The organism is Rhodococcus sp. 05-2254-2 (genome assembly GCF_002259095.1).
In the GTDB taxonomy this organism is placed as follows: domain Bacteria; phylum Actinomycetota; class Actinomycetes; order Mycobacteriales; family Mycobacteriaceae; genus Rhodococcoides.
In genome coordinates, this window is the sequence record NZ_NOZJ01000021.1 from 341148 (window position 1) to 366374 (window position 25227).

21 protein-coding genes and 1 tRNA gene are annotated in these 25227 nt (G+C 65.5%); 10 read left to right on the forward strand and 12 right to left on the reverse strand.

Annotated features, from left to right (window positions below; genetic code table 11):
• Window positions 1–2: 2 nt before the first annotated feature.
• From CH283_RS24435 to CH283_RS24455, 5 genes are all read left to right on the forward strand, one after another.
• A complete protein-coding gene (locus CH283_RS24435) occupies window positions 3–302 on the forward strand; it encodes a DUF485 domain-containing protein (RefSeq protein WP_032378306.1) in 300 nt (99 codons plus the stop codon).
• On the forward strand, window positions 302–1936 hold the full coding sequence (locus CH283_RS24440) for a solute symporter family protein (RefSeq protein ID WP_176460550.1): 1635 nt from the start codon (window positions 302–304) through the stop codon (window positions 1934–1936). The genes CH283_RS24435 and CH283_RS24440 overlap by 1 nt, the downstream gene beginning before the upstream one ends.
• Before the next feature lie 82 nt (window positions 1937–2018).
• On the forward strand, window positions 2019–2450 hold the full coding sequence (locus CH283_RS24445) for a type II toxin-antitoxin system Rv0910 family toxin (RefSeq protein WP_068050069.1): 432 nt from the start codon (window positions 2019–2021) through the stop codon (window positions 2448–2450).
• 49 nt (window positions 2451–2499) lie between these two features.
• Complete coding sequence (locus tag CH283_RS24450) at window positions 2500–4131, forward strand: substrate-binding and VWA domain-containing protein (protein ID WP_094639506.1); 1632 nt, start codon at window positions 2500–2502, stop codon at window positions 4129–4131.
• Between the two features lie 60 nt (window positions 4132–4191).
• Complete coding sequence (locus tag CH283_RS24455) at window positions 4192–5880, forward strand: substrate-binding domain-containing protein (RefSeq protein ID WP_255183327.1); 1689 nt, start codon at window positions 4192–4194, stop codon at window positions 5878–5880.
• A 1-nt stretch (window position 5881) separates the two neighbouring features.
• Here CH283_RS24455 and CH283_RS24460 read toward each other — a convergent pair whose 3' ends face one another.
• The 8 genes from CH283_RS24460 to CH283_RS24500 all read right to left on the reverse strand — a co-directional run bounded on the left by CH283_RS24460 (window position 5882) and on the right by CH283_RS24500 (window position 16652).
• The gene (locus CH283_RS24460) at window positions 5882–6619 is read right to left on the reverse strand and encodes an energy-coupling factor transporter transmembrane component T family protein (RefSeq protein ID WP_094639507.1); all 738 of its coding nucleotides are present in this window, start codon (window positions 6617–6619) and stop codon (window positions 5882–5884) included.
• Window positions 6616–8631, reverse strand: a complete 2016-nt coding sequence (locus CH283_RS24465; RefSeq protein WP_369597671.1) for a DUF2232 domain-containing protein — start codon at window positions 8629–8631, stop codon at window positions 6616–6618. Before CH283_RS24465 ends, CH283_RS24460 begins: the two co-directional genes overlap by 4 nt.
• 8 nt (window positions 8632–8639) lie before the next feature.
• The gene (locus tag CH283_RS24470) at window positions 8640–10040 is read right to left on the reverse strand and encodes a DEAD/DEAH box helicase (RefSeq protein WP_068050079.1); all 1401 of its coding nucleotides are present in this window, start codon (window positions 10038–10040) and stop codon (window positions 8640–8642) included.
• Window positions 10041–10263: 223 nt separating this feature from the next.
• Window positions 10264–11607, reverse strand: a complete 1344-nt coding sequence (locus CH283_RS24475) for an HNH endonuclease (protein WP_176460551.1) — start codon at window positions 11605–11607, stop codon at window positions 10264–10266.
• Between the two features lie 104 nt (window positions 11608–11711).
• Window positions 11712–11787, reverse strand: a tRNA-Arg gene (locus CH283_RS24480).
• Window positions 11788–12198: 411 nt separating this feature from the next.
• Window positions 12199–14616 carry an FtsX-like permease family protein gene (locus CH283_RS24490; protein WP_141215353.1) on the reverse strand — a complete coding sequence of 806 codons (2418 nt, stop codon included), beginning with the start codon at window positions 14614–14616 and terminating at the stop codon, window positions 12199–12201.
• 50 nt (window positions 14617–14666) lie between these two features.
• Window positions 14667–15368 carry an ABC transporter ATP-binding protein gene (locus CH283_RS24495; protein WP_094639803.1) on the reverse strand — a complete coding sequence of 234 codons (702 nt, stop codon included), beginning with the start codon at window positions 15366–15368 and terminating at the stop codon, window positions 14667–14669.
• 84 nt (window positions 15369–15452) lie between these two features.
• Complete coding sequence (locus CH283_RS24500) at window positions 15453–16652, reverse strand: PucR family transcriptional regulator (protein ID WP_230596303.1); 1200 nt, start codon at window positions 16650–16652, stop codon at window positions 15453–15455.
• Between the two features lie 367 nt (window positions 16653–17019).
• On the opposite strand from CH283_RS24500, the gene CH283_RS24505 reads away from it, so the two are divergent.
• The gene (locus tag CH283_RS24505; protein WP_094639511.1) at window positions 17020–17925 is read left to right on the forward strand and encodes an acyl-ACP desaturase; all 906 of its coding nucleotides are present in this window, start codon (window positions 17020–17022) and stop codon (window positions 17923–17925) included.
• A 151-nt stretch (window positions 17926–18076) separates the two neighbouring features.
• Complete coding sequence (locus tag CH283_RS24510; protein ID WP_068050086.1) at window positions 18077–18937, forward strand: universal stress protein; 861 nt, start codon at window positions 18077–18079, stop codon at window positions 18935–18937.
• Here the strand turns inward: CH283_RS24510 and CH283_RS24515 are convergent.
• Genes CH283_RS24515 through CH283_RS24525 form a run of 3 tightly spaced genes read right to left on the reverse strand, consistent with a single transcriptional unit; the run spans window position 18930 to window position 20617 of the window.
• Complete coding sequence (locus CH283_RS24515) at window positions 18930–19256, reverse strand: cupin domain-containing protein (protein ID WP_068050089.1); 327 nt, start codon at window positions 19254–19256, stop codon at window positions 18930–18932. The genes CH283_RS24510 and CH283_RS24515 overlap by 8 nt on opposite strands.
• Window positions 19257–19310: 54 nt before the next feature.
• A complete protein-coding gene (locus CH283_RS24520; RefSeq protein ID WP_094639512.1) occupies window positions 19311–19820 on the reverse strand; it encodes a dihydrofolate reductase in 510 nt (169 codons plus the stop codon).
• Window positions 19817–20617: a thymidylate synthase gene (locus tag CH283_RS24525; protein ID WP_303396125.1), complete on the reverse strand. Its 801-nt coding sequence runs from the start codon at window positions 20615–20617 to the stop codon at window positions 19817–19819. Before CH283_RS24525 ends, CH283_RS24520 begins: the two co-directional genes overlap by 4 nt.
• A 29-nt stretch (window positions 20618–20646) precedes the next feature.
• Between CH283_RS24525 and CH283_RS24530 the strand changes: the two genes are divergently transcribed.
• Window positions 20647–21513 carry a DNA-formamidopyrimidine glycosylase family protein gene (locus tag CH283_RS24530; RefSeq protein WP_094639514.1) on the forward strand — a complete coding sequence of 289 codons (867 nt, stop codon included), beginning with the start codon at window positions 20647–20649 and terminating at the stop codon, window positions 21511–21513.
• Here the strand turns inward: CH283_RS24530 and CH283_RS24535 are convergent.
• On the reverse strand, window positions 21506–23050 hold the full coding sequence (locus CH283_RS24535; RefSeq protein WP_094639515.1) for a carboxylesterase/lipase family protein: 1545 nt from the start codon (window positions 23048–23050) through the stop codon (window positions 21506–21508). The genes CH283_RS24530 and CH283_RS24535 overlap by 8 nt on opposite strands.
• A 74-nt stretch (window positions 23051–23124) precedes the next feature.
• On the opposite strand from CH283_RS24535, the gene CH283_RS24540 reads away from it, so the two are divergent.
• Complete coding sequence (locus CH283_RS24540) at window positions 23125–23685, forward strand: molybdenum cofactor biosysynthesis protein (protein ID WP_068050097.1); 561 nt, start codon at window positions 23125–23127, stop codon at window positions 23683–23685.
• A 126-nt stretch (window positions 23686–23811) separates the two neighbouring features.
• Window positions 23812–25203 (forward strand): GntP family permease, encoded by a 1392-nt coding sequence (locus CH283_RS24545; RefSeq protein WP_068050099.1) that lies wholly within the window; start codon window positions 23812–23814, stop codon window positions 25201–25203.
• The last annotated feature ends 24 nt before the right edge of the window (window positions 25204–25227 follow it).

The window sequence follows — 25227 nt, forward strand, 5'->3', positions numbered from 1 at the left end:
ACATGCAGGCCAGTCCAGAGTTCCAGGAACTTCGGCGTCGTCTGCGTAGCTTCGTGTTCCCGATGGCCGGGTTCTTCCTGGTCTGGTACGTCATCTACGTGCTGCTGAGCACCTACGCGGTCGACTTCATGTCGACCAAGGTGTGGGGCAACATCAACGTCGGGCTGCTGCTCGGCCTCGGCCAGTTCGTCACGACGTTCGCCATCACGGGCATCTACGTGAAGTTCGCCAACCGTGAACTCGATCCTCGCGCCGCAGCCCTGCGCGCCGAGATGGAAGCCTCCCAGGGAGCGAAAAGCTGATGAACATCCTTGCCCAGGCCACCGACACCACCGTCGGTGAACCACTCGTCAACATCGCGATCTTCGGTGCGTTCGTACTCGTGACGATGTTCGTGGTCATCCGCGCATCGAAGAAGAATGCGACCTCCGCGGAGTTCTTCACCGCAGGCGGCGGATTCTCCGGACCGCAGAACGGCGTCGCGATCGCCGGTGACTACCTCTCTGCAGCAAGCTTTCTCGGCATTGCCGGTGCCATCGCCGTCTACGGTTACGACGGCTTCCTGTACTCCATCGGCTTCCTCGTCGCCTGGCTCGTCGCGCTGCTCCTCGTCGCCGAATTGCTCAGGAACACCGGCAAATTCACGATGGCGGACGTACTGAGCTTCCGGCTCAAGCAGGGCCCGGTTCGCACCGCGGCCGCGCTGTCGACCCTGACCGTCTCGCTGTTCTACCTGCTCGCGCAGATGGCCGGTGCCGGCGGACTCGTCGCACTGCTGCTCGACATCTCCGACCGCACCGGACAGTCCATTGTCATCGCCATCGTCGGCGTGCTGATGATCGCGTACGTGCTCATCGGCGGAATGAAGGGCACCACCTGGGTGCAGATCATCAAGGCCGTCCTGCTCATCACCGGCGCAGCGTTCATGACCGTCCTCGTTCTCGCGAAGTTCGGCATGAACTTCTCCGAACTGCTCGGCAGCGCGCAGGCCATGGTGGCCGGATCGGCCAACGAGGCCGTGGCTGCACGTGACGTCATCGAGCCCGGCGCTCAGTACGGCGGCAGTGCCACCTCGAAGATCAACTTCCTCTCGCTCGGTCTCGCACTCGTGCTCGGTACCGCGGGTCTGCCGCACGTGCTGATGCGCTTCTACACGGTGCCCACCGCCAAGGAAGCTCGCCGCAGCGTCGTGTGGGCCATCGCGCTCATCGGTGCGTTCTACCTGTTCACCCTCGTGCTCGGCTACGGAGCCGCAGCGATCGTCGGACCAGACCGCATCCTGGCCTCGGCCGGCGGCCAGAACTCCGCGGCTCCGCTGTTGGCCTTCGAGCTCGGCGGCGTGATCCTGCTCGGCATCATCTCGGCGGTCGCCTTCGCGACGATCCTCGCCGTGGTCGCCGGCTTGACGATCACCGCCTCGGCGTCGTTCGCTCACGACATCTATGCGAGCGTCATCAAGAAGGGCAAGGTCGACGACAAGAAGCAGGTCAAGGTCTCGCGGATCACCGCCGTCGTAATCGGCGTCCTGGCCATCGGCCTCGGCATCCTCGCCAACGGGCAGAACATCGCCTTCCTGGTGGCACTCGCGTTCGCCGTTGCTGCGGCCGCGAACCTGCCGACCATCCTGTACTCGCTGTTCTGGCGTCGCTTCACCACCACCGGCGCACTGTTCAGCATGTACGGCGGCCTGATCTCGACGATCGTGCTGATCATCTTCTCCCCGGCCGTCTCCGGATCGCCGACGTCGATGGTCCCCGGCTCGGACTTCGCCTGGTTCCCGCTCTCCAACCCCGGCATCGTCTCGATCCCGTTGGCATTCATCCTCGGCATCGTCGGAACTCTGATCTCGAAGGACACCGAGAACACCGACAAGCAGGCCGAGATGGAGGTTCGCTCCCTCACCGGTATCGGTGCGGAGAAGGCCAGCGCTCACTAGTCGATAGCAGGTCCCCCCGAAAATGTCCGTGTGAGCAAGGCCTCACACGGACATTTTTCGTGCAGCGGTTACCATCCCTGCTGTGGCCAAGCTGAAGGTTTCCCTCGACGTCCCACTCACCCCCGAGCAGACGTGGGCGCACGCGTCCGATCTGTCCGGATACGAGCAGTGGCTCTCCATCCACGAAGCGTGGCGCGGTGAGCTGCCCGAGCAACTGGCCGTGGGCACCACCTTGGATTCCGTCGCCAGCGTGAAGGGCATGCGCAACCGGGTGTCCTGGAAGATCGAGTCCTACGATCCGCCCAAGAAGCTCGAGCTCAAGGGCAACGGTAAGGGCGGCGTCAAGATCGGCCTGAACCTGTCCGTGAAATCCAAGGGTGAAGGCTCCGAGATCACCATCGACGTCAACCTCGGCGGCGCGCCGCTGTTCGGTCCGATCGGGTCCGGCGTCGCACGCGCCCTCAAGGGCGACATCGAGAACTCGCTGAAGACGTTCGTCAAGATCTACGCCTGACGCGGCAGGGGTGGAGCCTGTGGAACGACCAGTGAAGTAGGAGCCGTCCATGCCCGGTAGACACAGTGCCCCGTCGTCCGCGACGAGCAGCAGAGGATTCGCCAAGTACGGCGTCGTGGCCGTGGCCCTGTTTCTCGTGGTGGGCGGCGGAGTGGTCGTCGCGCAGAAGGCATTCGGTTCCGAATGCGGCGATCCCGCGTCCTACTCTCTGGCCGCGGACCCTGCCATCGCGCCGGTGCTGCAGAAGATCGTCGACGAGACGTCCGCGGAAAGCCTCGGTTGCGCTCGGATCGAGGTCACCGCAACCGAATCCGGCCAGGTCTCGGCTGCGGTCGCCAAGGGCGACGACGTTCCCTCTCTCTGGATTCCGGATTCCTCGCTGTGGATCGGCAAGACCGTGCGGTCCACTGCGTCGCTGATCGACCTGGCGAGTCAGTCGGTGGCCGGCACCCCGGCTGTGCTCGCGGCCCGCAAGGACGAGGTGCCGTTCTTCGACACCTGGCTCACCGCGTTGAAGCTCGAAGGTCTGCGCATCGGCAACCCGCTGACCAACACCACATCCGATGCGGCCATCCTGGGCGCGGTGGCCGAGGCCGGATCGGACGAGACCGCCCTGGACTCGGTCGGAGCGGCGCTCGTCCCCATCGCTCAGGCCCAGGCCGCCACTCGCGGTGAGGCCGATCCGACGGTACGGCTGGACGATCTGGTTGCCGACGGCGGTGTCGCAGTGGTCTCCGAGCAGGCCTTCCTGGCCTACCAGCAGGACAACAACGTCGAACTGGGCGCGACGGTGCCGCCGACGGGCAGCATCTTCCTCAACTTTCCGCTGGCCGTGACCGAGCCCGCAGGGGATCGACACGAGACCGCGAAATCCGTCGGGACGGCACTGGCCACGGCCATCGAATCCGACCAGGGGCAGCGGGCTCTGTCCGATGCGGGGTTCCGCTCCGCGGACAACGCACCCCTCGATTCCGATCGCGGGATCGGTGACGTGACGCCTCTGACGATCGCCGACCAGCAGGCCGCCGAGTCGACGCTGCGCCAGTACCAGGTGTTGGCGCTGCCGTCGCGGACTCTGGTGATGGAGGACGTCTCCGGATCGATGAACTACAGCGCGGGGGCCGACTCACGTATCGCATTGACGGTGCAGGCCAGCGAAACCGGAAATCGACTGTTCCCCGACAACGCGTCGATGGGGTTGTGGGCATTCTCGATCGGACTCGGCGGCGAATCGCAGGACTACCGTGAGCTCGCACCGATCCGGCGAATGGACGAAAAAGTCGGCAACACCACGCAGCGTGAGGTGCTGCTGCAGCAGACTCGAACGCTTCCGGCCCTGGTCGGAGGTGGTACCGGTCTCTACGACACCACGTTGGCAGCGTTCCGCACGGTGCAGCAGGGCTACGATCCCGACGCGGTCAACAGCGTCATCATCCTCACCGACGGCACCAACGAGGACCCCGACAGCATCGCGCTCGACGAGCTGCTGTCCACTCTGCGCGCCGAGCAGGACCCGTCCAGGCCGGTCGTCATCGTCACCATCGGCATCACCGACGACGCCGATGCTGGTGTGCTGCAACAGATTTCGGCAGCAACGGGTGGTACGAGCTTCGTTGCTCGAAATCCCGCGGAGATCCCGAACGTTTTCGTCAATGCGCTGAGAAGTCGCTCCGGTCGCTGAGAAGGCTACTATGCTGTGCGTCGCGTCACTTCTGAGGGCGCGTGCGCTTGCACTCGTCCTGTGAGTGCAGCGGGGGGCGAGCAGGGGGTTGCATCGATGTCGGGACGTCACAGCGGTAGTGCGCGGCGGTTCGGTTCGGCCGCGATCTGGTCGGTGCTTGCGCTGGTGGCAGTCGTCGTCGTGGTCGGTGGTTGGTTCGGCGTTCAGGCCGTCCGCGCGTCCGGTGTTGATTCCTGCGATTCCGTCGACACCGTCTCGCTCGCCGTGGACACCTCCATCGCCGAGCCCGTCGAGCAGATTCTCGCGCAGGCCACCGAGTTCGATCGTGGTTGCGTGAACTTCGAGGTTCGCCCCGAACGTCCCGCCGACACCGCCACCGAGATCGCCGGAACCGAAAATCGCCCGGACCTGTGGATACCGGATTCGACGCTGTGGCTGCTCAAGACTCTTCGCTCGACCGGTGCGCTTCCCGAGCTGGCCAAGGCCTCCGTCGCGAACACGCTGCCGGTCCTGGTCTCGAAGTCCGATGCCGCGCCGGTGACCGATACCTGGCTCAGCGTGCTCCAGCTTCCCGGGCAACGCATCGGTGATCCCCTGACCAGCAGCGCCTCGAATGCCGCGATCCTCGGTGCGCTGGCCGAATCCGAGGTGGCAATCTCCGACGCCAAGGCCGTGTCGGCGGCCCTGGTCCCGATGGCTCAGGACTTCGGACGAATCGCGGACACTCCACACGACACCCCGGATCTGGTGGCCCAGGTGGCCGCCGAGGGTGGCACCAGCGTGGCGACCGAGCAGGCACTGCTTGCGTACGAGGCCGACAATCCGGGATCGGGACTGACCGAGTCGGTTCCGCCGACCGGCAGCTATTTCCTCAACTACCCGCTGGCCGTGACCGCGCCTGCCGGCCCCGAATACGACCGCGTCAAGCAGGCCGGAGCCGCACTGGGCTCGGTTCTCGCCACCGCGTCTGCCGCCGAGACCTTGGTCGCAGCCGGCTTCCGAACATCGAGTGGCACACCACTTCCCGACGGCCGAGGCGTCGGGTCCGTTGCGTCGCTCGAGATCAAGAACCCGCTGTCCATCGAGACGACGCTGCGGGACTGGGCCGTACTCGCACTGCCGTTGCGCACCCTCGTCGTCGAGGACGTGTCGGGTTCGATGGCCGCGAAATCGGGCGACTCCACCCGCATCGCGCTGACCGTGGACGCGTCGGTAGGTGCCAACTCACTCTTCAGCGATCAGACGCAGATGGGGTTGTGGGCGTTCTCGATCGGGCTCGGTGGTGGCAAGCAGGACCACCGTGAGCTGGTGCCGATGGGTAAGGCCGACGGTACGTTCAACGGAAAATCGCAGCGCGACGCCATTCTCGATTCGATCCGGGGGCTCCCGGCTCTCGTCGGCGGCGGAACGGGGCTCTACGACACCACGTTGGCTGCATTCCGGCGGGTCAAGGAGGGATACGACCCCGACTACGTCAACAGTGTCATCATCCTGACCGACGGTGCCAACGAGGACGAGGGCAGTATCTCCCTCGACGAGCTGCTGGCGTCGCTGCAGAAGGAGCAGGATCCGGTGCGACCCATCGTGATCATCACAGTCGGTGTCACCAGTGATGCAGATCCGGTTGCACTGCAGCAGATCTCGGCTGCGACCGGCGGAACGAGTTATGTCGCCGAGGATCCGCGAGACATCCCGGACGTGTTCGTCAAGGCCTTGAACTCGCGCACCGAACGTCTCGCGGGGGAGTAGGTCAGCCCAACAGGAAGCTGATCGCGATGGCTGCGGCGCACGCCAGAGTCACCACGGTCAGCGTCACCGCGTCGGAGGCCTTGAACCGGGCGTCGGTGGCGGTGATCATTCCGGTTCCGCCGCGGGCGGTGATGGCCCCACCCATTTCGTCGGCCCGCCTGATCGCCACCGACATCACCGTCGTGACGATGTCGACCAGAGAATTGTCCGACGCGCTGTTGACGACCGGCTTGGGGCGAAGGCGTCGGGCAGCATTGAGGGTGCGCATCTCTTCGATCAGCAGCGGAAGCGACCGCAGGCTCAGGGCCACGGCGATGGCCCACTCGTCGACCGGCAACTTCAGCTTCTTCAGCGGCGCGCCCAGTTTGGAGACCGCAGGGGCGATGTCGCTCATCGACGTGGTCCAGCCGATCATCATCGATGCGCCGAGCAGGACGAAGATGAACAGCGTCGCGCGCAGATACACCAGCACTGCCGCGCCGCCCATCGGCAGATTGATGAGAGCTCCGACGCCGAACAGTGCCCAGATCCACCACGGTGGACGCGGCACCGCGGTGATCGGGACATGAGCGATGATCGCGGCGATGACCAACAGCGCGAACACTATTCCGAGGGCAGGCCACGTCGGTGCCACCACGAGAGTGATGCTCAGCAGCAGCACGGCGACGAGTTTGGTGCCGGCCCACAGGCGGTGGATCGGTGAGAATCGCGGGACCTGACGCAAGACGACGGTGGTCACGAGTGCACGCTCCCCAGGATCGAATCGGAGACGATGTGGCCGTCGGCCATCGTGATGGTGCGACTGCAGACGGTGTCCATACCGTCCACGTCGTGCGAGATGACGACGATGGCAACGCCGCGATCGCGCAGTCCGGCGAGAACGCCGATGATGTCGTCGCGGCCGGGAGGGTCGAGCCCGGCCAGGGGTTCGTCGAGAACCAGTAGCCGAGGACGACGCGCGACCAGCCCGGCGAGCACCACGCGTCGCATCTGACCGCCGCTGAGCGAATCGATGTCGCGAGCCGCCAACGACCTGTCCAGGCCGACGGCATCCATCGCGGCCGACACTGTGGCAGAACCTGTTTCGGGACCGGCAGCGGCAGCGATGTCCTCGGAGACGGTGCGCCGCTGCAGCTGCAGGCGCGAGTGCTGAAATGCGAGTCCGACATCGCCGACACGTGAGGTCATCGCCTTGCCGCCGAGCTCGGCGGTGCCTCTGGTCGGGCCGGTGAGGCCGGCCATGATCCAGGCGAGAGTGGACTTGCCCGAACCGTTCCCGCCGAGAACGAGCACACCCTCACCGCGTTTGACAGTGATGTCGATGCCGTTCAGTGCTACCTGCGCCCACGGTGTGCGCCGGTTGTACGTGTGTTCGACGCCGCTCAGTTCCAGAAGACGTTCGCTCGAATTGTCGTGCAGCGCAGCGGGGTTCTCCGTCCGAGCGTGCATCCACGTCGAGTCGTGCTGCACCTGATAACCCTCGTGCAGATGTACGACGCGATCCGCGGCGACGGTTTCCGAGACGTGGTGGGTGACGAGCACAACCGACATCCGGTGCCTGCGGGGCAATTCGGCGAGGAGCGAGACCAGATGTTCGCGCCCGGAGGCGTCGATCATGGCGGTTGCCTCGTCGGCGATGAGCAGTGCAGGACGGCGAGCAAGTGCTGCGGCGACAGCGAGTCGCTGCATTTCGCCGCCGGAGAGGGAGGCAGTGTCGCGCGCTCCCATACCGCCGAGCCCGACCTCGTCGAGCAAGGCCTCCACGTCGGGGCGTGAATCGCCGGGCGGCAGTCCCCACACCACGTCGTCGGCGACGCGGGTGCCGAGGATCTGGCTTTCGGGGCGCTGCAGCACCACCGCGGTGCCGCCGTACCGTCCGAGTCCGGTCGAGCCGGGCCTGTCCACGGTGCCCTCCGACGGTTCGAGGCCGGCGAGGATCCGCGTCAGCGTCGATTTGCCGGAACCGTTGTGGCCGACGATCGCCACGAATTCACCGGTGTCGATGCGCAGGTCGACGCCGGTCAACGCGGACGTCGTGCTTCCCGGGTACCGGAACCCGACCGCGGTGAGTGTGACCGGCAGCGGCCCGATCTCGTCGTCGGTGCTGGAAGCCAGGGGCTCGGGGGTGGGGATGGTGGAGAGACGGTCCAGAATCGCGGTGAGGATGAGCCACGCGAACAACGTTCCGGTGACGATGCCGAAGGCGATCGACCCGCCGACCCACCACCACCAGTTGTCGAGCACGGTCGTGGAGCTGGTGCGGATCACGTCGGCCATGCCTTGCAGTGCCGACGTTCGCTCGAGCAGTCGAGAAATGCCCTCGAAGGTGTTGCGGAGAGTCTCGAGAAACAGCTCGCGCAACGGAACGAGGATCAGCAGCATCAGCACCGTCAACGCCCCGAGCACCGGGCCGACGACCATCGAGGTGACGAGAACGCCGAACAGTCCTTGCTTCCTGCGTTTCGCCCGCCCGACCAGGCCGCCCAGTAGGGCGGCGCTGGCGACGGTGATGGCCGTCTGGGTTCCGGCCGCGACGAAACCGACCAGGGTGCCGGCCACCGCGGAGGTGACCAGTGCGCGGGTCCGATACCGAAGTGCGACCACCGACATGGGAATCGCCGCGACGACCTGAAGGATCGCCGCCATCGGTACCAGCACACCGATCACCGTCAACGCGACGGTGAAGCTGCTCATGACGGCAGCGGTCGCCATTTCCTGCGGACCGAGAGGGCCGGACTTGGGCGTGCGCACGGGCTGGGTCAGCGGCTGCGCTGGCTCGTGGCGGGGCCTGCTGCACGACGGCTGTGGCCGCCGCCACCGCTACGCGGCTGACCACCATTGCGGGGTTGTCCACCGCTGCGGGGCTGTCCACCGGAGCGCGGCTGCCCACCGGAGCGGGCCGGGCCGCCGCGTCGGGCGTTGTTGCTGTTGCGAGGGTTCGCGGCGCGAACTTCCGGCTCGGCCTTCGGCATCGGCTGGACGTAGCGAGCCTGCTCGCCGACCAGGTTCGCCACTGCGGGCGAGTCGGCGGTGACGCGGACGGGCGTGACCTTGATATCGGCCTTGCGCAGCAGAACGGCAGTGTCCTTGCGCTGCTCGGGCAGGACGACGGTCACGACGTCTCCGGCGCTTCCCGCGCGAGCGGTGCGGCCGGAACGGTGCAGGTACGCCTTGTGCTCGGCCGGGGGATCGACGTGGACGACCAGCTGGACGTCGTCGACGTGAACGCCGCGGGCTGCGACGTCGGTGGCGACGAGAACACGGGCCTGGCCGGAGGAGAACGCAGCGAGGTTGCGGTCACGGGCGGCCTGCGAGAGGTTGCCGTGCAGGTCGACGGACGGGATTCCGGCGTCGGTGAGCTGCTTGGCGAGCTTGCGGGCCTGGTGCTTGGTGCGCATGAACAGGATGCGTCGTCCGGTGCCGGAGGCGAGCTGGTGGACCAGCTTCTTCTTGGCTTCGACGCCGTCGACCTCGAACACGCTGTGCGTCATGGCCTCGACGTGTGAGGTGGCCTCGTCGACGGAGTGCGTGATCTGGTTGTGCAGGAATCGCTTGACCAGCTTGTCGACGCCGTTGTCCAGGGTCGCGGAGAACAGCATGCGCTGGCCCTTGTCCGGGGTGGCGGCGAGGATGCGGGTGACGACGGGCAAGAACCCGAGATCGGCCATGTGGTCTGCCTCGTCGAGGACGGTGATCTGAACGCCGTCGAGGGTGAGGTGGCGCTGCTTCATCAGGTCTTCGAGGCGACCGGGGCACGCGACGACGATGTCGACTCCACCCTTGAGTGCGGAGACCTGGCGGACCTGCGAGACACCACCGAAGATCGTGGTGACCTTCAGCGAGTACGCGGACGCGAGGGGTTCGATCGCGACGGCGATCTGGGTGGCGAGCTCACGCGTCGGCGCGAGGATCAGGCCACGGGGGCGGCCGGGCTTGCGGTTACCGGGAAGCTGGCCGGCGAGGCGAGCAACCATCGGGATCGAGAAGGCGAGTGTCTTGCCGCTGCCGGTCTTTCCGCGTCCGAGCACGTCGCGTCCCTGCAGTGTGTCGGGGAGTGTGTCGGCCTGGATGGGGAATGCCTCGGTCTTGCCCTGGCTCGCGAGTACATCCGCGATGGCCTGGGGTACGCCGAGTGCAGAAAAAGTCTGTGGGGTCGTCATAGTGATGAAAAGTGCCTTTCGGGCAGGGTGTTGCACCTGCGGGCCTTCGGGCCGAGATGCAAGGTGGCGAGACTGCCGGTGGGCAGTTTCGATCGCCGTAAGAGAAGCCTGTGCAGGGTGCACATGGAGGTTCGGGAGCATTCCACGACGTCTGGCGTGCAGCTACGCGCGCCGTTGACGAGTGTAACCGAGTCGGTGCTCGGTATCTTCCCGCCGCAACCCGTCATGCGGCGTCGTCGTCGAAGAGACCGGTGATCATCACGTTCTCGATCGTCGAGCTGTACAGCTCGACCACCGGCATCGGCGGCGCACTCGAGTCATAGCTGTGCCCGGTGGGTGAGATGAGCCGGTAGCGGTGTCGCGCGTTGCGTTTGTCTCGCCATGCTTCGGCTGTCCAGCCCTCACCTTCTTTGGCGTAATTGCATGCGGCACAAAGGCCTGCGCCGTTCTCGGCACTCGTTCTGCCGCCTGCTGAATGAGGTCTGATGTGATCGTGGTGACGGATCGGTGCGTCGCACCACGGGGTTCGGCAGGTGCGATCGCGGAGATCTATCAGGCGTCCCAGCGCGGTGGGAAATGCGCGCGAAGTGGACTCCACTGCCGTCAGCGCACCGGACGTCGGGTGCGCGTAGAGGCGGCGTAATGCGACGTGCGTCTCACTGTCGAGTGTGTCTCGGATCAGTTGCCGTGCGACATCGGACGGAATGTCGCCGTAGCCGTGCATGTAGGCGGACGTGTCACCGCCGGCGAGGAGGGTGGAATCCGAGATGACGATGTCGACGGTCACTGGCGGTCCCTGTGCTGCTGATGCCCCGGTGACCCGCTCGAATACGAGGTCGGCCATGATCTGATCGCGGGTGCGTGTGTCACCGCCGGAGTTGATGATGGTGTCGGCATCTCGTCGCAGCGTCGCCCACATGCTGACCATCTTTTCCATCGAGGTGAGGACCGTAAAGAAGCCCATCGATTCGGGTGCGGGACGGGTGCTGGTGCGCCTGGCTGCGTAGGCCTTGGCGCGTCGTTTCACCTGGGAGGCGGCGTCGAGTTCGTTGGCGAGTGCGCGGGCGCGGCCTTCGATGTTGCGGTCGCCGGCACCGGCCAGTGTGGCGGGGTCTGCGCACAGTCGTTCGTCGATGGTGCGGCGGTCGTCGACGGTGAGGCATGCGGTTTCGCGAGCGAGGATCATGGCGTGCCACTCGTTGAGCTCCCCGGCTTTCAGTCGCGCGAGGGTGTGCGGCATTTCGTGCACCAGCGCGCGAGCGAGACCGAGGTGAGTGCCCCCACGGTTCGGTGATTCGCGCCGAGCCAGTCCGATCTGTGACGCAATACCATTGCGCCACTGGGCTTTCGGCTTGCCATGCTCTCTGCGTTCGTTGCTGATGGCTGTCGCGACGGCGTCGGTCACCACGGCTTGCGTTGCCACGCTGGCGCACTTGACGGTCTCGAGGGCGGAGATCAAATCGATGCCGGCTGCTGCGTCGGCGTCGAACTCCGATGACTGAAGACGCGCGACGAAGCGCAGCACTTCATCGGACGTGAGTGGTGAATCTTGTACAGCTGTGACCACGAGTTCCTCCCCAGTACTCGAATGCATGTTCGATAGTACGGAGAGTTTCCTGGCCGCGCAATAGTTGCCAGCAATTGGGGAGGGTGGAGCGCGAAGTCGACTCGTGGTGCCCTCGGCAGGATTCGAACCTGCGACCTACCCTTTAGGAGAGGGTTGCTCTATCCCCTGAGCTACGAAGGCTGGTGATCGTTCTGCTGATCCGAAGCCATTGTCCAGCAACGGCTTTCGATCCATCGAACAATCGGTTGCGGATGGGTCTGCCGCCGCACTGCACAGCTGGCCCACATCGCGCTCGCTAGTCTAGCGGCCCATGGTGTCGATCGTGAAGCAGGTTGCCGCTGCTCCTCCCTGTCCCGGTCGGCGATGCGATCAAGTTCAGGGCGGTGCGGTGCTGGTGAGCGGAGTAATCGGCAGCCGATTCGATGCCGACGAAGCACCGAATGTCGCGGGCGAAGGCGTCGACCATCCTCGTGCGAACGCGCGCGCATTCGCCAAACGCGCGCAGAGTCGCCGGCCACTGGCTGTCTATTCCGCTCGCACCTGACAAACGCGAGCGCATTTGCGGATCCCGAGGACCAGCCCGCCCACCATCTAATCCGCCGCGATAGCGTCCACGATGCTCAGTCGAGAGGCGTGCACGGCAGGTGGAGCCGAACCCAACAGCGACAGGCCGAGGGCAACGAGTCCGTACAGCAGCACCGACCAGCTCGCGGTGTAGGCGACCGGAATTCCGATGCTGGCTCCGAGGATCAGGGTGCTCAGGTATTGCAGACCCGCACCGATGATCAGGCCGAGCACACCACCGACGACGCCGACCGAGAGCGCCTCGGCGAGCACCATTCGCGCCAGGGTTCCGCGGCCACCGCCCATGGCGCGCAGCACCCCCAGTTCGCGGCGACGCTCGAGTACCGACAGTGTCAACGTGTTGAGCAACGCGACGGCAGCGACGAGCGCAACGATCCACTGCAACGCGATGGCCAGGGCACCGGACTGTCGGATAGCGGCGCTCGTTCCCTCTAGTGCGGCGTCGCCGGTGTAGACGAAAGCCTCGGGTGGCAGCGCCGCGCGCAGCGAATCCTGGACTGCCGCAACGTCTCCGTCGACGCTGATCTCGAGGTAGGTAGCCCCGGGTCGGTCGTACCAACGTTGCATCGAATCCAGCGAGATCGCCATGGTCCCGCCGGCGGCGTTGATGTATTCGACCAGGTCCAGCACTCGCACGGTCTGCACCCCGGTCGGCGTCGGCAGATCGATGGAGTCACCCACCGAGACACCGCGTGTTCTACCGAACCCCTCTGACAGCACCACACCGTCACCGGCGAGCACTGCCGCGCGCACGTCGTCGGAGAGCGATGCGAGCGTCACCGCGTTGCTACCGTCGGCGACCCCCTGGATGGATACCGTCTCGCTGTCGATCGTCGCGTATGCCCACTGTCCCTCGACGATGCGAGAGACCCCCGGCGTCGCCCGGACAGCGTCATCGACCGAGGCGGGAACGATCGGGCCCGACGGTATGGCGTCGGGTGAGGTCATCGACACGTACAGGTCGGTGTTCGCCAAGGACGACAACGATTCGGCTGCCGAGTCGGTCATGTTGGTCAGCGAACCCGACACTCCCACACTGACTCCCACGGCGATCACGATCGTCATCACGGTTGCCCAGATTCGCCGTGGGGCGCGTTCGATGGTGGCGGTCGCGAGGCGTCCGGCACCACCCCAGCGGCGGGGGACCGCTGCGGTGACGGACACGATCGGACCGGTCGCGCCGACGCACAGCGCGACGACGCCGAACATGAACAACGCACCGGCTCCGAGGGTCAACTGCCCGTCGACGTTGACGGCGAACAGGAAGGATCCGGCGACGGCGAACACACCGAACACGGTCGCGGCCAGGGTGAATCGTAGACCGGGGCCACCGGAGGTCTCTCCGCCGCCGACTGCGAGCGCTTCGATCGGCGAGATGCGATACACCTGCACGGCGGCGACGGCCGACGCCCCGACGCAGGCCAGCACACACGCGACGATCGCCACCGGAATCGCGAAGCCGGGCAGCACGTATTCGATTCGCGCATCGAAGGCTTGGGAGAGGAACGGCGGCAGACTTTCGATCGCGATGCGGCCCATCATGATTCCCAGCGGAACACCGACGGCACCGCCGACGAGACCGACCAACACGGACTCGAACAGCAGGTCGCGGACGATGTCGCCGCGGCGGCCGCCGACTGCCCGGAGCAGAGAGATGGTGGGTCGACGTTTCGCGATGGCCATGTTCATGACGTTGAAGACGAGGAACGCCGCGACGACGAACGCGATGAGCGAGACCATCAGTGTCGCATTGCGAGTCAGGCTCATGGCCTGGTTCGCGCGGTCGGCCCGGAAGTCCGGATTCATCACCGACACCCGGCCCGCCAATGCGGTATCGAGGTCGGCGCGCAGAGTGTCGCCGCTGCCGAGGACGAAGATCGAATCGAGCTGACCCGCGCGGTCGGTGAGCGTCTGAGCCGTCGGGATGAGCGCGACGGCGAACATGCCCCCACCGATGCGCTGCGTTCCCGGGCCGTCGACCACACCGACCACCGCCGTCGGAACATCGTCGATGATGACGGTGTCGCCCTGCGTCAGACCCGTTGCGGCTCCGACCAATACGCCGGCCGGATCGGTGAGCAACCCTGCCGCGTTGCCGACTGCGCCTTCCAGATCGGATTGCAGTGCCGTGATGGATGAGTCGACACCGAGAATCGTCAGGTCTCCGACGTCGGATCGAACGGTGCTGCGCAGCAATGGAACCGCTGTCTCGACGCCGGGAACAGCACGGACGGCGTCGAGTTCGCTCTGATCGAAGCCCGAGTCGGTGACACCGACGATCTCGTAGTTCGCGTTACCGGCGATCGACACGGCGAGACGCTCGACGGATCCGGTCAAGGAGCCGTACGTGCCGAGGACGGCGATGAGCAGCCCGGCCGCGACGGCGACGACGCCGGCCGAGACCAGCGAACGCACCCAGTGCATGCGGAGATCGCGAAGGCTGATGACTCTGAATCTGCTGAGCGCGGTGCCTATCACCGATCGAGGCCGGCCGTCAGGGTATCGGTCTCGACTCGACCGTCGATCATGCTGACGATGCGATCGGTGGACCGTGCCGCCTCGAGGTCATGGGTCGCCATCACCACTGCTCGACGACCGTTGCTGGCGTGCGCCACGTCGGCGAGGATCTCGAGGACGTTGTGGGAGGTCTTCGAATCGAGATTGCCGGTCGGTTCGTCGGCGATCAGCAGCGCCGGATCCATCATCAATGCCCGGGCGATCGCGATGCGCTGGATCTGACCACCGGACAACTGTGCCGGCCGGTGCTCGGATCGGTTCGAGAGTCCGACCATCTCGAGCAGACGCATCGCGTCTGTCCTGGCCTTCTTGATCGGTGTGCCGTCGAGCAGCTTGGGCACGGCGACGTTCTCCCACGCGGACATCGTCGGCAGCAGGTTGAAGAACTGGAAGACGAACCCCACCTGGTGGCGTCGAAAATCGGATTGGGCGTTGTCGTCGAGGGTGGTGACCTCGACGTCGTCGAACCGGATGGAACCAGACGTCGGCGTGTCGAGAGCGCCGAGCATGTGCAGCAGCGTCGACTTTCCGGCACCGGACGGCGCGACGAGCGAGACGAACTGGCCACCCTCGATCGTGAGATCGATACCGTCCAACGCGCGTACCGGTTGCTCGCCGGTGGGGTACTCCTTGACCACACCGGACAGCTCGAGCTTCAAATTGGTCATGCAACGATCCCCTGCTCCTCGAATACTTCCGACGCTACCTGCCGTCGGGTCGAGAAACCGGTCGGAGTTCTCAGATCACGCTGCGCCGCGCGAGGATTCGAGCCGCCGGGCCACCAGTGCGGCCTGCAGGTGCCGAATTCCCGAGGGACGGGTGGGATCGAACCCGGTGAGTTGCGCGATCCGCTTGAGGCGGTAATCGACGGTGTTGGTGTGCAGATGGAGCTGGCGAGCGGACCGCTGACGGTTCAGATCGTGGGAGATGTGGATCTCGAGGGTTTCGAGCAGCTCGGGGGACGAATCGAGTGGCTCGAGGATCTGGGTCAGGTGGCGCCGCCCGGGGCCGGGCCGCGTGAGCTGGTACTCCAGCACCAGGTCGTCCATGCGGTACAGGCCGGACGGGCGGTGCAGCTGGTGTGCCAGCGACAGCAGTTCGTGTACCTGATCGGCTGCGGTGGGGATGTCGGCGGTTGCGGCCTGCTCGGCGGTGACGGTGACGGGAACCTCGGCGGCGGTACCGATGCGATGCACCAGGGCCTCGACCCACTCGTCGTCGTGTGTGCCGGGAATGAGCACGGTGCCACCCTCGGTGCTGAGCAGAGAGAGGGGAGTGCGACCGCAGATCGTGGCCAGCTCGGCCTGGACGCGGCGCAGCTTTCTGCGGGCGGCGACGGTCTTCTGGATGTTGGGGTCGTTCTCGTCGGGGTGCGGCGGCACCGAGATGGCGAGCACGAGGTAACTGTCGGCGAGTTCGATGCCGGACTGACGGGCCATCGAGACCGCGTTGTGTCCGCTGAGCAGCGAGGTCACCAGGGTGTGTGCTGCCGTGTGGTGCTCGCTGGCGACCGCCTGGAGTTCCTCGACGTAGCTCTTGCTGGCGGCGATGGACACCTTCTCCGACAGCAGCACGAACATCCGGGCGGCCTCGATCAGTTGCGCGGCATCACCCTCGCCTGCCCTCTTGGACACCAGATTCCAGCCGATCTGGATGCCCTCGTGGTAGACGCTGAGCACGGACTCGAGGGGCACACCCTCGCGGGCCCACTGGCTGGCCTTGGCGCGGAGTTCGGCCAGGTCGGACTCGGCCGGAGCACGCCGTTCGTCGAGCATCTGCACGGCGATACTGATGCACTTGACGGTGAATTCGGTGACGTCGCCGTGGAGCTGTTCGCCCGGCAACGACCCGCAGGGGGTGTTGGCGGCGAAGTGCCCCACGAGGAGCCGTGCCACTGCACGGAAGTCGCGAAGAGGAGCCGACGCAGGCTGACCCGCGACCATGATTCCGAGGCTAGTCGAGTTGTGAACGGTCACAGATCAACCCTTCGTGTTGGGATCTTCAGGTCATCGGAGAGCAAACTTACTTGCGCGTATCGATGCGCTTCCGCGGCTCAATGTATGCAATCCCCGACGAAACCGCGGCGTTTTCGTACTTCAAGTTTGTTTCCCGGCCTCTAACAGGGTCGATCATAGGTTGTTATCAACGCGTGATCCACCATTTCGGCAAAACTCGTTGTGACCTGTCTCGAGCGCGCTCCCCGAGCGCTTGCGACTTGCCCTAAACAATCCGCAAGCGCTCCGCGGTGCGAGTTCGGCGGATCTACCTTTGTCTCCGTCGGAGTGGTAGTCGGGCGACGAAGGGGCGGTCATGCGCAGTGATATCGGGCAGTTCGCGGTTCTGCGAGAACTGTTGCCGACCATCGAGGCCAACCTGGCTCGTCATCGCGCCGAGGCCGCGCGGTGGGAACCGGCCGACTACGTCCGAGCCGAGATGTACTGGGGTTCGCGGCCCTCGACCTTGACCGAGGCCGCCAAAGCGGCACTGGTGACCACTCTGCTGGTCGAACAGAACATTCCGCTCTACCGGCGGGATACTGCAGCCTCCGAGGTCGGGGTCTGGCCGTCGTGGCTCACGGAGTGGAGCGACGAACGGACCCGGCATGCAGTGGCCGTCACCGACTACCTGGTGGCCACCCGCAGCGTCGATCCGGTCGCCCTCGGTCGAGCCCGAGCGCAGTGCATGACGGTGGGTTTCGACGCCCCGATGAACGGAGCGCACCTGCTCCGGTCGCTGGCCCAGGTCACCCTCGACGAGTCGGTGTCGAGCATCTGTCATCGCAACACTGCCGCTCAGTGCCACGATCCGGTGGCCGATCGCCTGCTCGGACGCATCGTCGCCGATCAGGATCTGCATGTCCGCTTCTTTTCCGACCTGGTCTCCGCGGCGCTCGAGGTGGCACCGTCGCTCACCGTCACGGCGATCACCGAGGTCGTCATGAACTTTCAGCTGCCGGGCACCAACCTGCCGGGGTTCGCGCGCAGCGCGATGCTCATCTCGCGGGACGGAATCTACGATCTGCGCCGCCATCTCGACGATGTTCTGCGACCCCTGTTGGCGCAGTGGCGCATCTTCGAGCGCACCGATCTCGGTGCCGGAGCCCGCAGCCGCGACCAACTGGCCGACTATCTCGATCATCTCGACGCCCAGGACGCCGCAACCCAGCTCGGCCGCACACGAGTCCGGGAATACTCGAACGCATTGCGCGCCAGCTGACACCACATACCCCGGGGGGTCCGTGGGACCGGTGCCTCTTCGGTTCGATTCGAATCGAAGAGGCGCTCGGGCGGACCCCATCGACTAGCCTGAACGCCTATTCGTCATACGCGCGAGGATTGGTTCTCGCGCAAGACCGGAGGCCCGAAACGTGACAGGCTCTCGACCGATCATCGTCGGTATCGACGGATCCGCTGCAGCGGACAAGGCCGTGATCTGGGCGGCTCTCTGCGCTCACCGACGGGATCGGCGATTGCACATCGTCACTGCCGTCGACATGCCGGGGGTGGTCGACCTGAGCGAATTCGCAGGAGAAGCAACCGAATTCGTTGCCACTGCCAAGTCGAGGTTGGTGGCGGCAGAAACGCTGGCCGCACTGGTCGTCGACGATCCAGCCTTCGAGGTGACCTCCAGTGCCGTCGAGGGCGGCGTGATGGATGTTCTCATCGGCGTCTCGGCGCAGGCCGAGATGCTGGTGATCGGGGCCAGCGAAACCGGCGCTGTCACACTCTCGTTGGCCGCGCACAGCGTGTCCCCGGTCGCGGTGGTGCGAGGCCGCGACATCGATGGCCGCCCGGTTGCCGAGGGGCCGGTGATCGTCGGTATCGACGGCTCGGACGTCAACCAGGCTGCGGTCGAGTGGGCTTTCGTCGAAGCATCCGCTCGGGGTGCCGTGCTGATCGCGGTTCACGTGTGGTCCGATGTCGATCTCACCCAGTCGTTCGGCCGTGCGCCCAAGGACTGGCAGGCCATCGCCGACGGCGAGGAGGTTCTGCTGGCAGAGAGCCTCGCCGGCTGGCAGGAGAGGTTCCCCGACGTCGAAGTGCAGCGCGTCGTCGCTCAGGACCGTCCGGTGCGGGTTCTGAGCGGACTGTCCGAAACCGCGGCGTTGATCGTGGTGGGCAACCGGGGGCGCGGCGGATTCGGTGGAATGCTGTTGGGCTCCACGAGTTTCGCGCTCGTCAACACCGCGGACTGCCCCGTGCTGGTGGTGCGGAAAGCGCTCACATAGCGACGGTCAGCAGGAAGCTCACGTCTTCGAGGGCCTCGACGCTGTGGCGGGCGTCGGGGATGACGAGAAGGTCGCCGGTCGAGCCCTTCCAGGAGCGCTCACCGGAGATCAGTTCGAGCTTGCCACTGAGTACCAGGACGGTCGACTCGCCGGAGAGGTCGTGTTCGGCCAGCTTGTTCCCTGCGGCCAGAGCCACGACCGTCTGCCGCAGGTGGCGCTGGTGACCGCCGTACACCGTCTGCGAACTGCGGCCACTCGACGCGCCGACTGCAAGTTTGAGCTGTTGGCGGGCAAGGGCGGTGAGTGACTTCTTGTCCATGATCGTCAGTATGACGCACCGATCGCAGTCGCGACGGGGGAATCCTGAACGCGCTCAAGAAGGTTGGGTAGGCTTTCCGTACTCCACGAAGCGGAATCGGGTCCCGCCGACCCGGCTGTTCTGCCATTCGCCCGCCGTCGCGACCCAGCCGGCCGGAATCTCGGGAGCCCTCGTGTCGCCCTCGACGTCGAGATCGACTTCGGTCACCTCCAGGTGGGTCGCGATATCCATTGCACTGCGATAGATTTCGCCGCCGCCCATGACCCAGACCGGGCTCTCGCCTACCAGGGCCACGGCGTCGGCGACACTCGATGCGTTCTCGGCACCGTCGGCGGTCCACGAGGAGTTGCGGGTGACCACGATGTTGCGACGGCCGGGCAGTGGACGGAACTTCGCGGGCAGTGAGTCCCAGGTCTTACGGCCCATGATCACCGGATGCTCGGCCGTCTTCGACTTGAAGTGAGCCGTGTCCTCGGGGACGTGCCAGGGGATCGATCCCGCGTCTCCGATGACGCCGGCGGTGGTCTGAGCCCAGATAAGGCCGACGAACTGCGGTGCACTCACACCGCTACCGGTGCCTTGATCGCCGGGTGATGCTGGTAGTCCACTATCTCGATGTCCTCGTAGGTGTAATCGAAGATCGAATCCCGTTGCGCCAGTTTGAGAGTGGGGTACGGATACGCCTCGCGTGAGAGCTGCTCGGTGACCTGCTCGCGGTGGTTGTCGTAGATGTGGCAGTCGCCGCCGGTCCAGACGAACTCGCCGACCTCGAGGCCGGTCTGCGCCGCCACCATGTGCGTGAGCAGTGCGTAGCTGGCGATGTTGAACGGCACGCCGAGAAACATGTCTGCGCTGCGCTGGTAGAGCTGGCAGGAGAGTCTTCCGTTGGCCACGTAGAACTGGAAGAACGCGTGGCACGGCGGGAGCGCCATCCGCGGGATCTCGCCGACGTTCCATGCCGAGACGATCATTCGCCGCGAATCCGGATCGGTCTTCAGGGTCTCGATGACCTGGCTGATCTGGTCGATGTGCTCGCCCGACGGGGTGGGCCACGATCGCCACTGCACTCCGTAGACGGGGCCGAGCTCGCCGTCCGGAGCTGCCCACTCGTCCCAGATGCTGACGCCGCGCTCTTGGAGCCACGTGGCGTTCGAGTCTCCGCGCAGGAACCACAACAGCTCGTAGACGATCGACTTCAGGTGGACCTTCTTGGTGGTGATCAACGGGAAGCCCGCTGCCAGATCGAAGCGCATCTGATGCCCGAACACGCTGGTGGTGCCGGTTCCTGTGCGGTCGGATTTCGCCGTCCCGGTATCGAGGATGTGGCGCAGCAGATCTTCGTACGGAGTCGGAACCATCACGACGGTCATCGTAGCTGCATACTGGACGCATGCCGGAATTACCCGAGGTGGAAGCCCTTGCCGGCTTTCTGCGCGAGCATGCCGTCGGAGCCGTGATCGGCCGAATCGACATCGCTGCGCTCAGCGTTCTCAAGACATTCGATCCGCCGATCACCGAGCTGCAGGGCAAGGACGTCACCGATGCCGCCCGCTTCGGAAAGCACCTGGCACTTCGAGCCGGTGACCTCTGGCTGATCACCCATCTCTCGCGTGGAGGATGGCTGCGGTGGGTGGACAACCCCAGCGCCGCGCCGCCGAAGCCGGGCAAAGGGCCCCTCGCGCTGCGGATCCACTTCTTCACCCCCGAGGGAGCGACGCCCGCGATCGATCTGACCGAAGCGGGGACCAAGAAGCGGCTGGCGGTATGGGTGGTACGCGATCCGCAACAGGTGGCGAGTATCGCCCGGCTCGGACCCGACGCGATGACGGTCACCGAGCTCGAATTCGCCGAGATGCTCAGCAGCACCACCGCGCGGCTGAAGACCTCGTTGGTGGATCAATCGCTGTTGGCCGGCATCGGCAATGCCTACTCGGACGAGATACTGCACGTGGCGAAGCTCTCGCCGTTCGCATCGTCGAGCAAGCTCGATCCCGAGGCCGTCGGGGCGCTGTACGCGGCGATGCGCTCGGTGCTGTCCGACGCGGTGGCCCGCTCGGCCGGGCAGGATGCGGCGCGTCTGAAGGGGGAGAAGAGATCGGGGATGCGCGTGCACGCCAGAACCGGACTTCCGTGCCCGGTGTGCGGCGACCCGGTCCGCGAAGTCGCCTACGTCGATCGCTCTTTTCAGTACTGCGCGACGTGTCAGACGGCCGGCAAGATTCTCGCCGACCGTCGCATGTCGCGACTGCTCAAGTGACGGGCTCTAGCTTCTGGCTGTCGTAGCCCCGGTAGCCTTCCCACGCTTTGCGACGGTCGCTCCGTGGGTCCTTCTGTACGCGGGTGCGGGTGTCGAAGATCAACGTCTTGCGGTCGGCCTCGTTGTACACCGGCCACGATTCGAGGGGTTTTCCGTTGGTGGCGAACGCAATCCAGTTCGACTGGACCTGCTCGGTGACCTCGGCGAAGGCCTTCCGCCCGCCTGCCAGCGTCAGCGCCTTGCCGAACAGTGTCTCGCTGATGCCGAACACGGCGAACAACTCGAAGCCGTGGGTGGCGTCGAAGCCGAGCAGCTTCATCGACCGCGGGGCGAAGTCGAACCGGTAGAAGTACGTGGGTGCATGACGCGAATGTCCTTCGGCCACTTCGAGCGAGGGCTTCCAGAAGGTGAAGTCGCCGCCGAAGTCGATGGCTGCCCGCTCGTTGGGGTAGCCCCGGTAGCCTGAAGTGACCACGGCCTCGGCGTCGGGATCGGTGAGGGAGAACAGCTTGGTGATCCGCTCGGGATTGGTGGGCAATGCGTCGAGGAACTTCGGAAACAGTGTTCCCTCACGGGCATTGGTGCCGATGATCAGCGGGACGCGGTGCGCCGTTCCGTTCGCGTAGGCCTCGACCGGGCTGACCGGGAGGAAGTCGCCGTCGATCACCGGGCCGAACGGGAGCAGCCCCGGGGTGCGGTGCAGGGTGGTGAGGCCGAGTTTGGTGCCCGCCCGACCGAGCCGGAGCACCTCGGCGTTGTCGAGGGTCTCGGTGGCGGTCTCGACCGTGCCGCCGAGGTAGCCGACGTACTCGCGCGCCCACTGGTCGGCGCGCTCCTTGGTGGCCGTCATTCCCGGGGCGGAACTTTCGGATATGGCCTGCGCGAACAGGCCTTTCGCGGCGGGAACGGTCATGAGAGTGGTGACCGCATTGCCGCCCGCGGACTCGCCGAAGATGGTGACGTTGTTCGGATCGCCGCCGAAGTTCGCGATGTTGCGCTGCACCCATTCCAGCGCCGCAACCTGATCCCGCAAGCCCAGGTTGGAGTCGAACGGCCGCTCGGGAGTGGAGAACTGGGACATGTCGAGGTAACCCAGTGCGCCGAGTCGGTAGTTGACAGACACGTAGATGATGCCGTCGCCGTCCTTCAGCGAGCGGCGTACCAGAGAGCCGCCGCCGTACAGCGGGGTCGCCGATGTGCCGAGCGTGTAGGCACCACCGTGGATGAACACCATGACCGGCCGCGGGCTCGCGCTCGGTGTGCTCGGGGCCAACACGTTGAGCGTCAGGCAATCCTCGCTCGACGGTTGGTACTTGCCCACTGCGAGCATCGTTCCGCGCTTGTGCTGAACGGAGGCATTGCCCCACTCGGTGGCGTCGCGCACACCCGACCAGGGTTCGGTCGGTTGGGGCGCTCTGAAACGAAGCGGTCCGACGGGCGGGGCGGCGTAGGGAATGCCTCGCCAGGTGATCAGATCACCCACCGGCTTTCCCTCGATGATGCCGTCCGATGTGGTCACGCGGGTCGTCACAGCCATGTCGCGAGTGTACTGATCTCTCCTTACCCGCGGGTAAGAACAGCGGGGGACGGGCACACGGCAGACTCGAGGGCATGTACTTCGAGTACCGCGCCGAGATCGTGCAGCTGCTGCGAGCGCCCACACACGCCTATTTCGGCAGATCCAAGGACGGCCCGGCCGACGTACCGACCGACCTGCCGGAGAGTGTCGAGATCGTGGCCCACAAGGGCATTCGGGGCGATCGGTTCTTCGGCGTGCGGGCGCACACCGAAGCGGCGGTGAGCTTTCTGGCCGTCGAGGCCTGGGAGGCAGTGGGGGATGTGCTCGGCGTCGAGGTCCCCGACCCGGCCGTGGCCAGGCGAAACGTCGTCGTGCGTGGGCTCGAGCTCGACCCGTTGCGAGGTCGGGAATTCGAACTCGATTCCGGTGACGGGTGGATCCGCTTTCGCGGTGGACGACCGGCTCACCCGTGCGCGTGGATGGACCGGATGGTCGTCGACGGTGCCCGTAAAGCGTTGATCGGTCGCGGCGGGCTTCGCGTGGAACCGTTGTCCGACGGGATCTTGCGGGTCGGCGAGGTGGCGGTGCGCTCGCCGGTCGAGCTCGATGCCTCCCGAGCCGCGCTGTCGGTTCGGCGCGCACAGCCCATCTGACGTCGAGTCGGGTCCACTCTTGCTCACGAAGTAAATCTGTGCCCATAATGTGAGCAATGGTGCGACGCATCACACCGGTCCGCCTTCAATGGCGACGGTCACTCTGTCTGGTGGGAAGAACTGCCGATGTCCGACATGTGGATCGTGATCAACACCGTCGTCGCCGTGCTGGCGGTGGTGGTCTTCATCGTTCGTTTTCACTTCAATCCGGTGATCTCGCTGGTTCTCGGGGCCGCGTATCTGGGTCTGGCGACCAAGCTCGGAGTGTCGACCACCGTCGACACCATCACGGGCGGGTTCGGCGAGATCATGGCCGAGGTGGGGCTGCTCATCGCCTTCGGAGTCCTGATGGGTTCGGTGCTGCAGGAGATGAGCGCCATCCAGCGACTCGTCGGCACCTTGCTCAAAACGTTCGGGCCCAAACGACTCCCGTACGCGTTGTCGCTGACCATCGCGACCGTGCTGCAGTCCATCTTCCTCGACGTGCTCCTGGTGATCTCCGCTCCGCTCGCTCGAAACCTCGCCCCCAAGATCGGCAAGTACGGTACGGCGAGAATGGCCACCGCACTGGCTATCTCGCTCGAATGCGGCATCGTGTTCATGGTCCCCGGTGTCGCGACGCTCGCGCTGGCCGGACTGCTCGGAGTGCCCCTGGGCAAGATGATGATCTACGGGTTGATCCTGATCGTTCCCGTCGTCGTGCTGTCGGTGGCCATCATGTCGTTCGTCTTCCGACACGGTTGGTGGAACGAGGAGAAGGACGAGCAGCAGATCACCGTAGTCGAGCAGCCTGTGGTTCCAGAGCCCGCCGATTCCGAGGACGAGCCCCTCGAAACCGGAGGTGGCGTGGCGCAGAAGGTGCGCACCGAGAAGCAGACGTCGCTGCTGGTGTTGCTCTCGCCGCTGCTGCTCGCGCTCGTTCTCATCGCAGTCGGAGCGGTACTCGAAGTCGCCGAAATATCGGTTCCGGTGGTCGAATTCATCGCCAGCCCGGTCATCGCGCTGCTCATCGGCTTGGTGGGCACCTGCCTCATCGGCCGCTATCACGTCGGACAGGCACGAGTGGAGAAAGCTCTCGCCCGTGGTTTCGCCGAGAGCGGCCAGATTCTCATCCTCACCGGTGTCGGTGGTTCGCTCGCGGCCGTCATCAACGAGGCGGGTCTCGGCGACATCCTCGGCCAGTACTTCACCGCCAGCACCGCGGCTCCGCTGTTGATGGTGTGGGTCATCGCTGCCGCGTTGCACATCGCCGTGGGCTCGGTGACGATCTCGGCCATCACGTCCGCGGGCATTCTGGCACCGGTCGCTCCGTTGATCGGGCTCGATCCGGTGTTCATCGCGCTCGCCGCCGGTGCCGGATCGCTGTTCGCCGTGCACGTCACCAGCAACACATTCTGGCTGCTGCAGTCCTTGATGGGACAGTCGACCAGGGGCACACTCAAGACGTGCTCGGTGGGCGTCTCGGTGGCATCGGTCATCGCCATCGCGTTGATCGTGCCGATGAGCTGGATCCTGTGAGCCCTGATTTTGTGAGTATCGAAA

Excerpts from the sequence above, each read along its gene's own strand:
- CH283_RS24545 (WP_068050099.1), top strand. The coding sequence starts at position 23,812 with ATGTCCGACATGTGGATCGTGATCAACACCGTCGTCGCCGTGCTGGCG.
- CH283_RS24490 (WP_141215353.1), bottom strand. The coding sequence starts at position 14,616 with ATGCACTGGGTGCGTTCGCTGGTCTCGGCCGGCGTCGTCGCCGTCGCG.
- CH283_RS24540 (WP_068050097.1), top strand. The coding sequence starts at position 23,125 with ATGTACTTCGAGTACCGCGCCGAGATCGTGCAGCTGCTGCGAGCGCCC.
- CH283_RS24450 (WP_094639506.1), top strand. The coding sequence starts at position 2,500 with ATGCCCGGTAGACACAGTGCCCCGTCGTCCGCGACGAGCAGCAGAGGA.
- CH283_RS24440 (WP_176460550.1), top strand. The coding sequence starts at position 302 with ATGAACATCCTTGCCCAGGCCACCGACACCACCGTCGGTGAACCACTC.
- CH283_RS24505 (WP_094639511.1), top strand. The coding sequence starts at position 17,020 with ATGCGCAGTGATATCGGGCAGTTCGCGGTTCTGCGAGAACTGTTGCCG.
- CH283_RS24530 (WP_094639514.1), top strand. The coding sequence starts at position 20,647 with ATGCCGGAATTACCCGAGGTGGAAGCCCTTGCCGGCTTTCTGCGCGAG.
- CH283_RS24470 (WP_068050079.1), bottom strand. The coding sequence starts at position 10,040 with ATGACGACCCCACAGACTTTTTCTGCACTCGGCGTACCCCAGGCCATC.
- CH283_RS24500 (WP_230596303.1), bottom strand. The coding sequence starts at position 16,652 with ATGGTCGCGGGTCAGCCTGCGTCGGCTCCTCTTCGCGACTTCCGTGCA.
- CH283_RS24435 (WP_032378306.1), top strand. The coding sequence starts at position 3 with ATGCAGGCCAGTCCAGAGTTCCAGGAACTTCGGCGTCGTCTGCGTAGC.
- CH283_RS24535 (WP_094639515.1), bottom strand. The coding sequence starts at position 23,050 with ATGGCTGTGACGACCCGCGTGACCACATCGGACGGCATCATCGAGGGA.
- CH283_RS24515 (WP_068050089.1), bottom strand. The coding sequence starts at position 19,256 with ATGGACAAGAAGTCACTCACCGCCCTTGCCCGCCAACAGCTCAAACTT.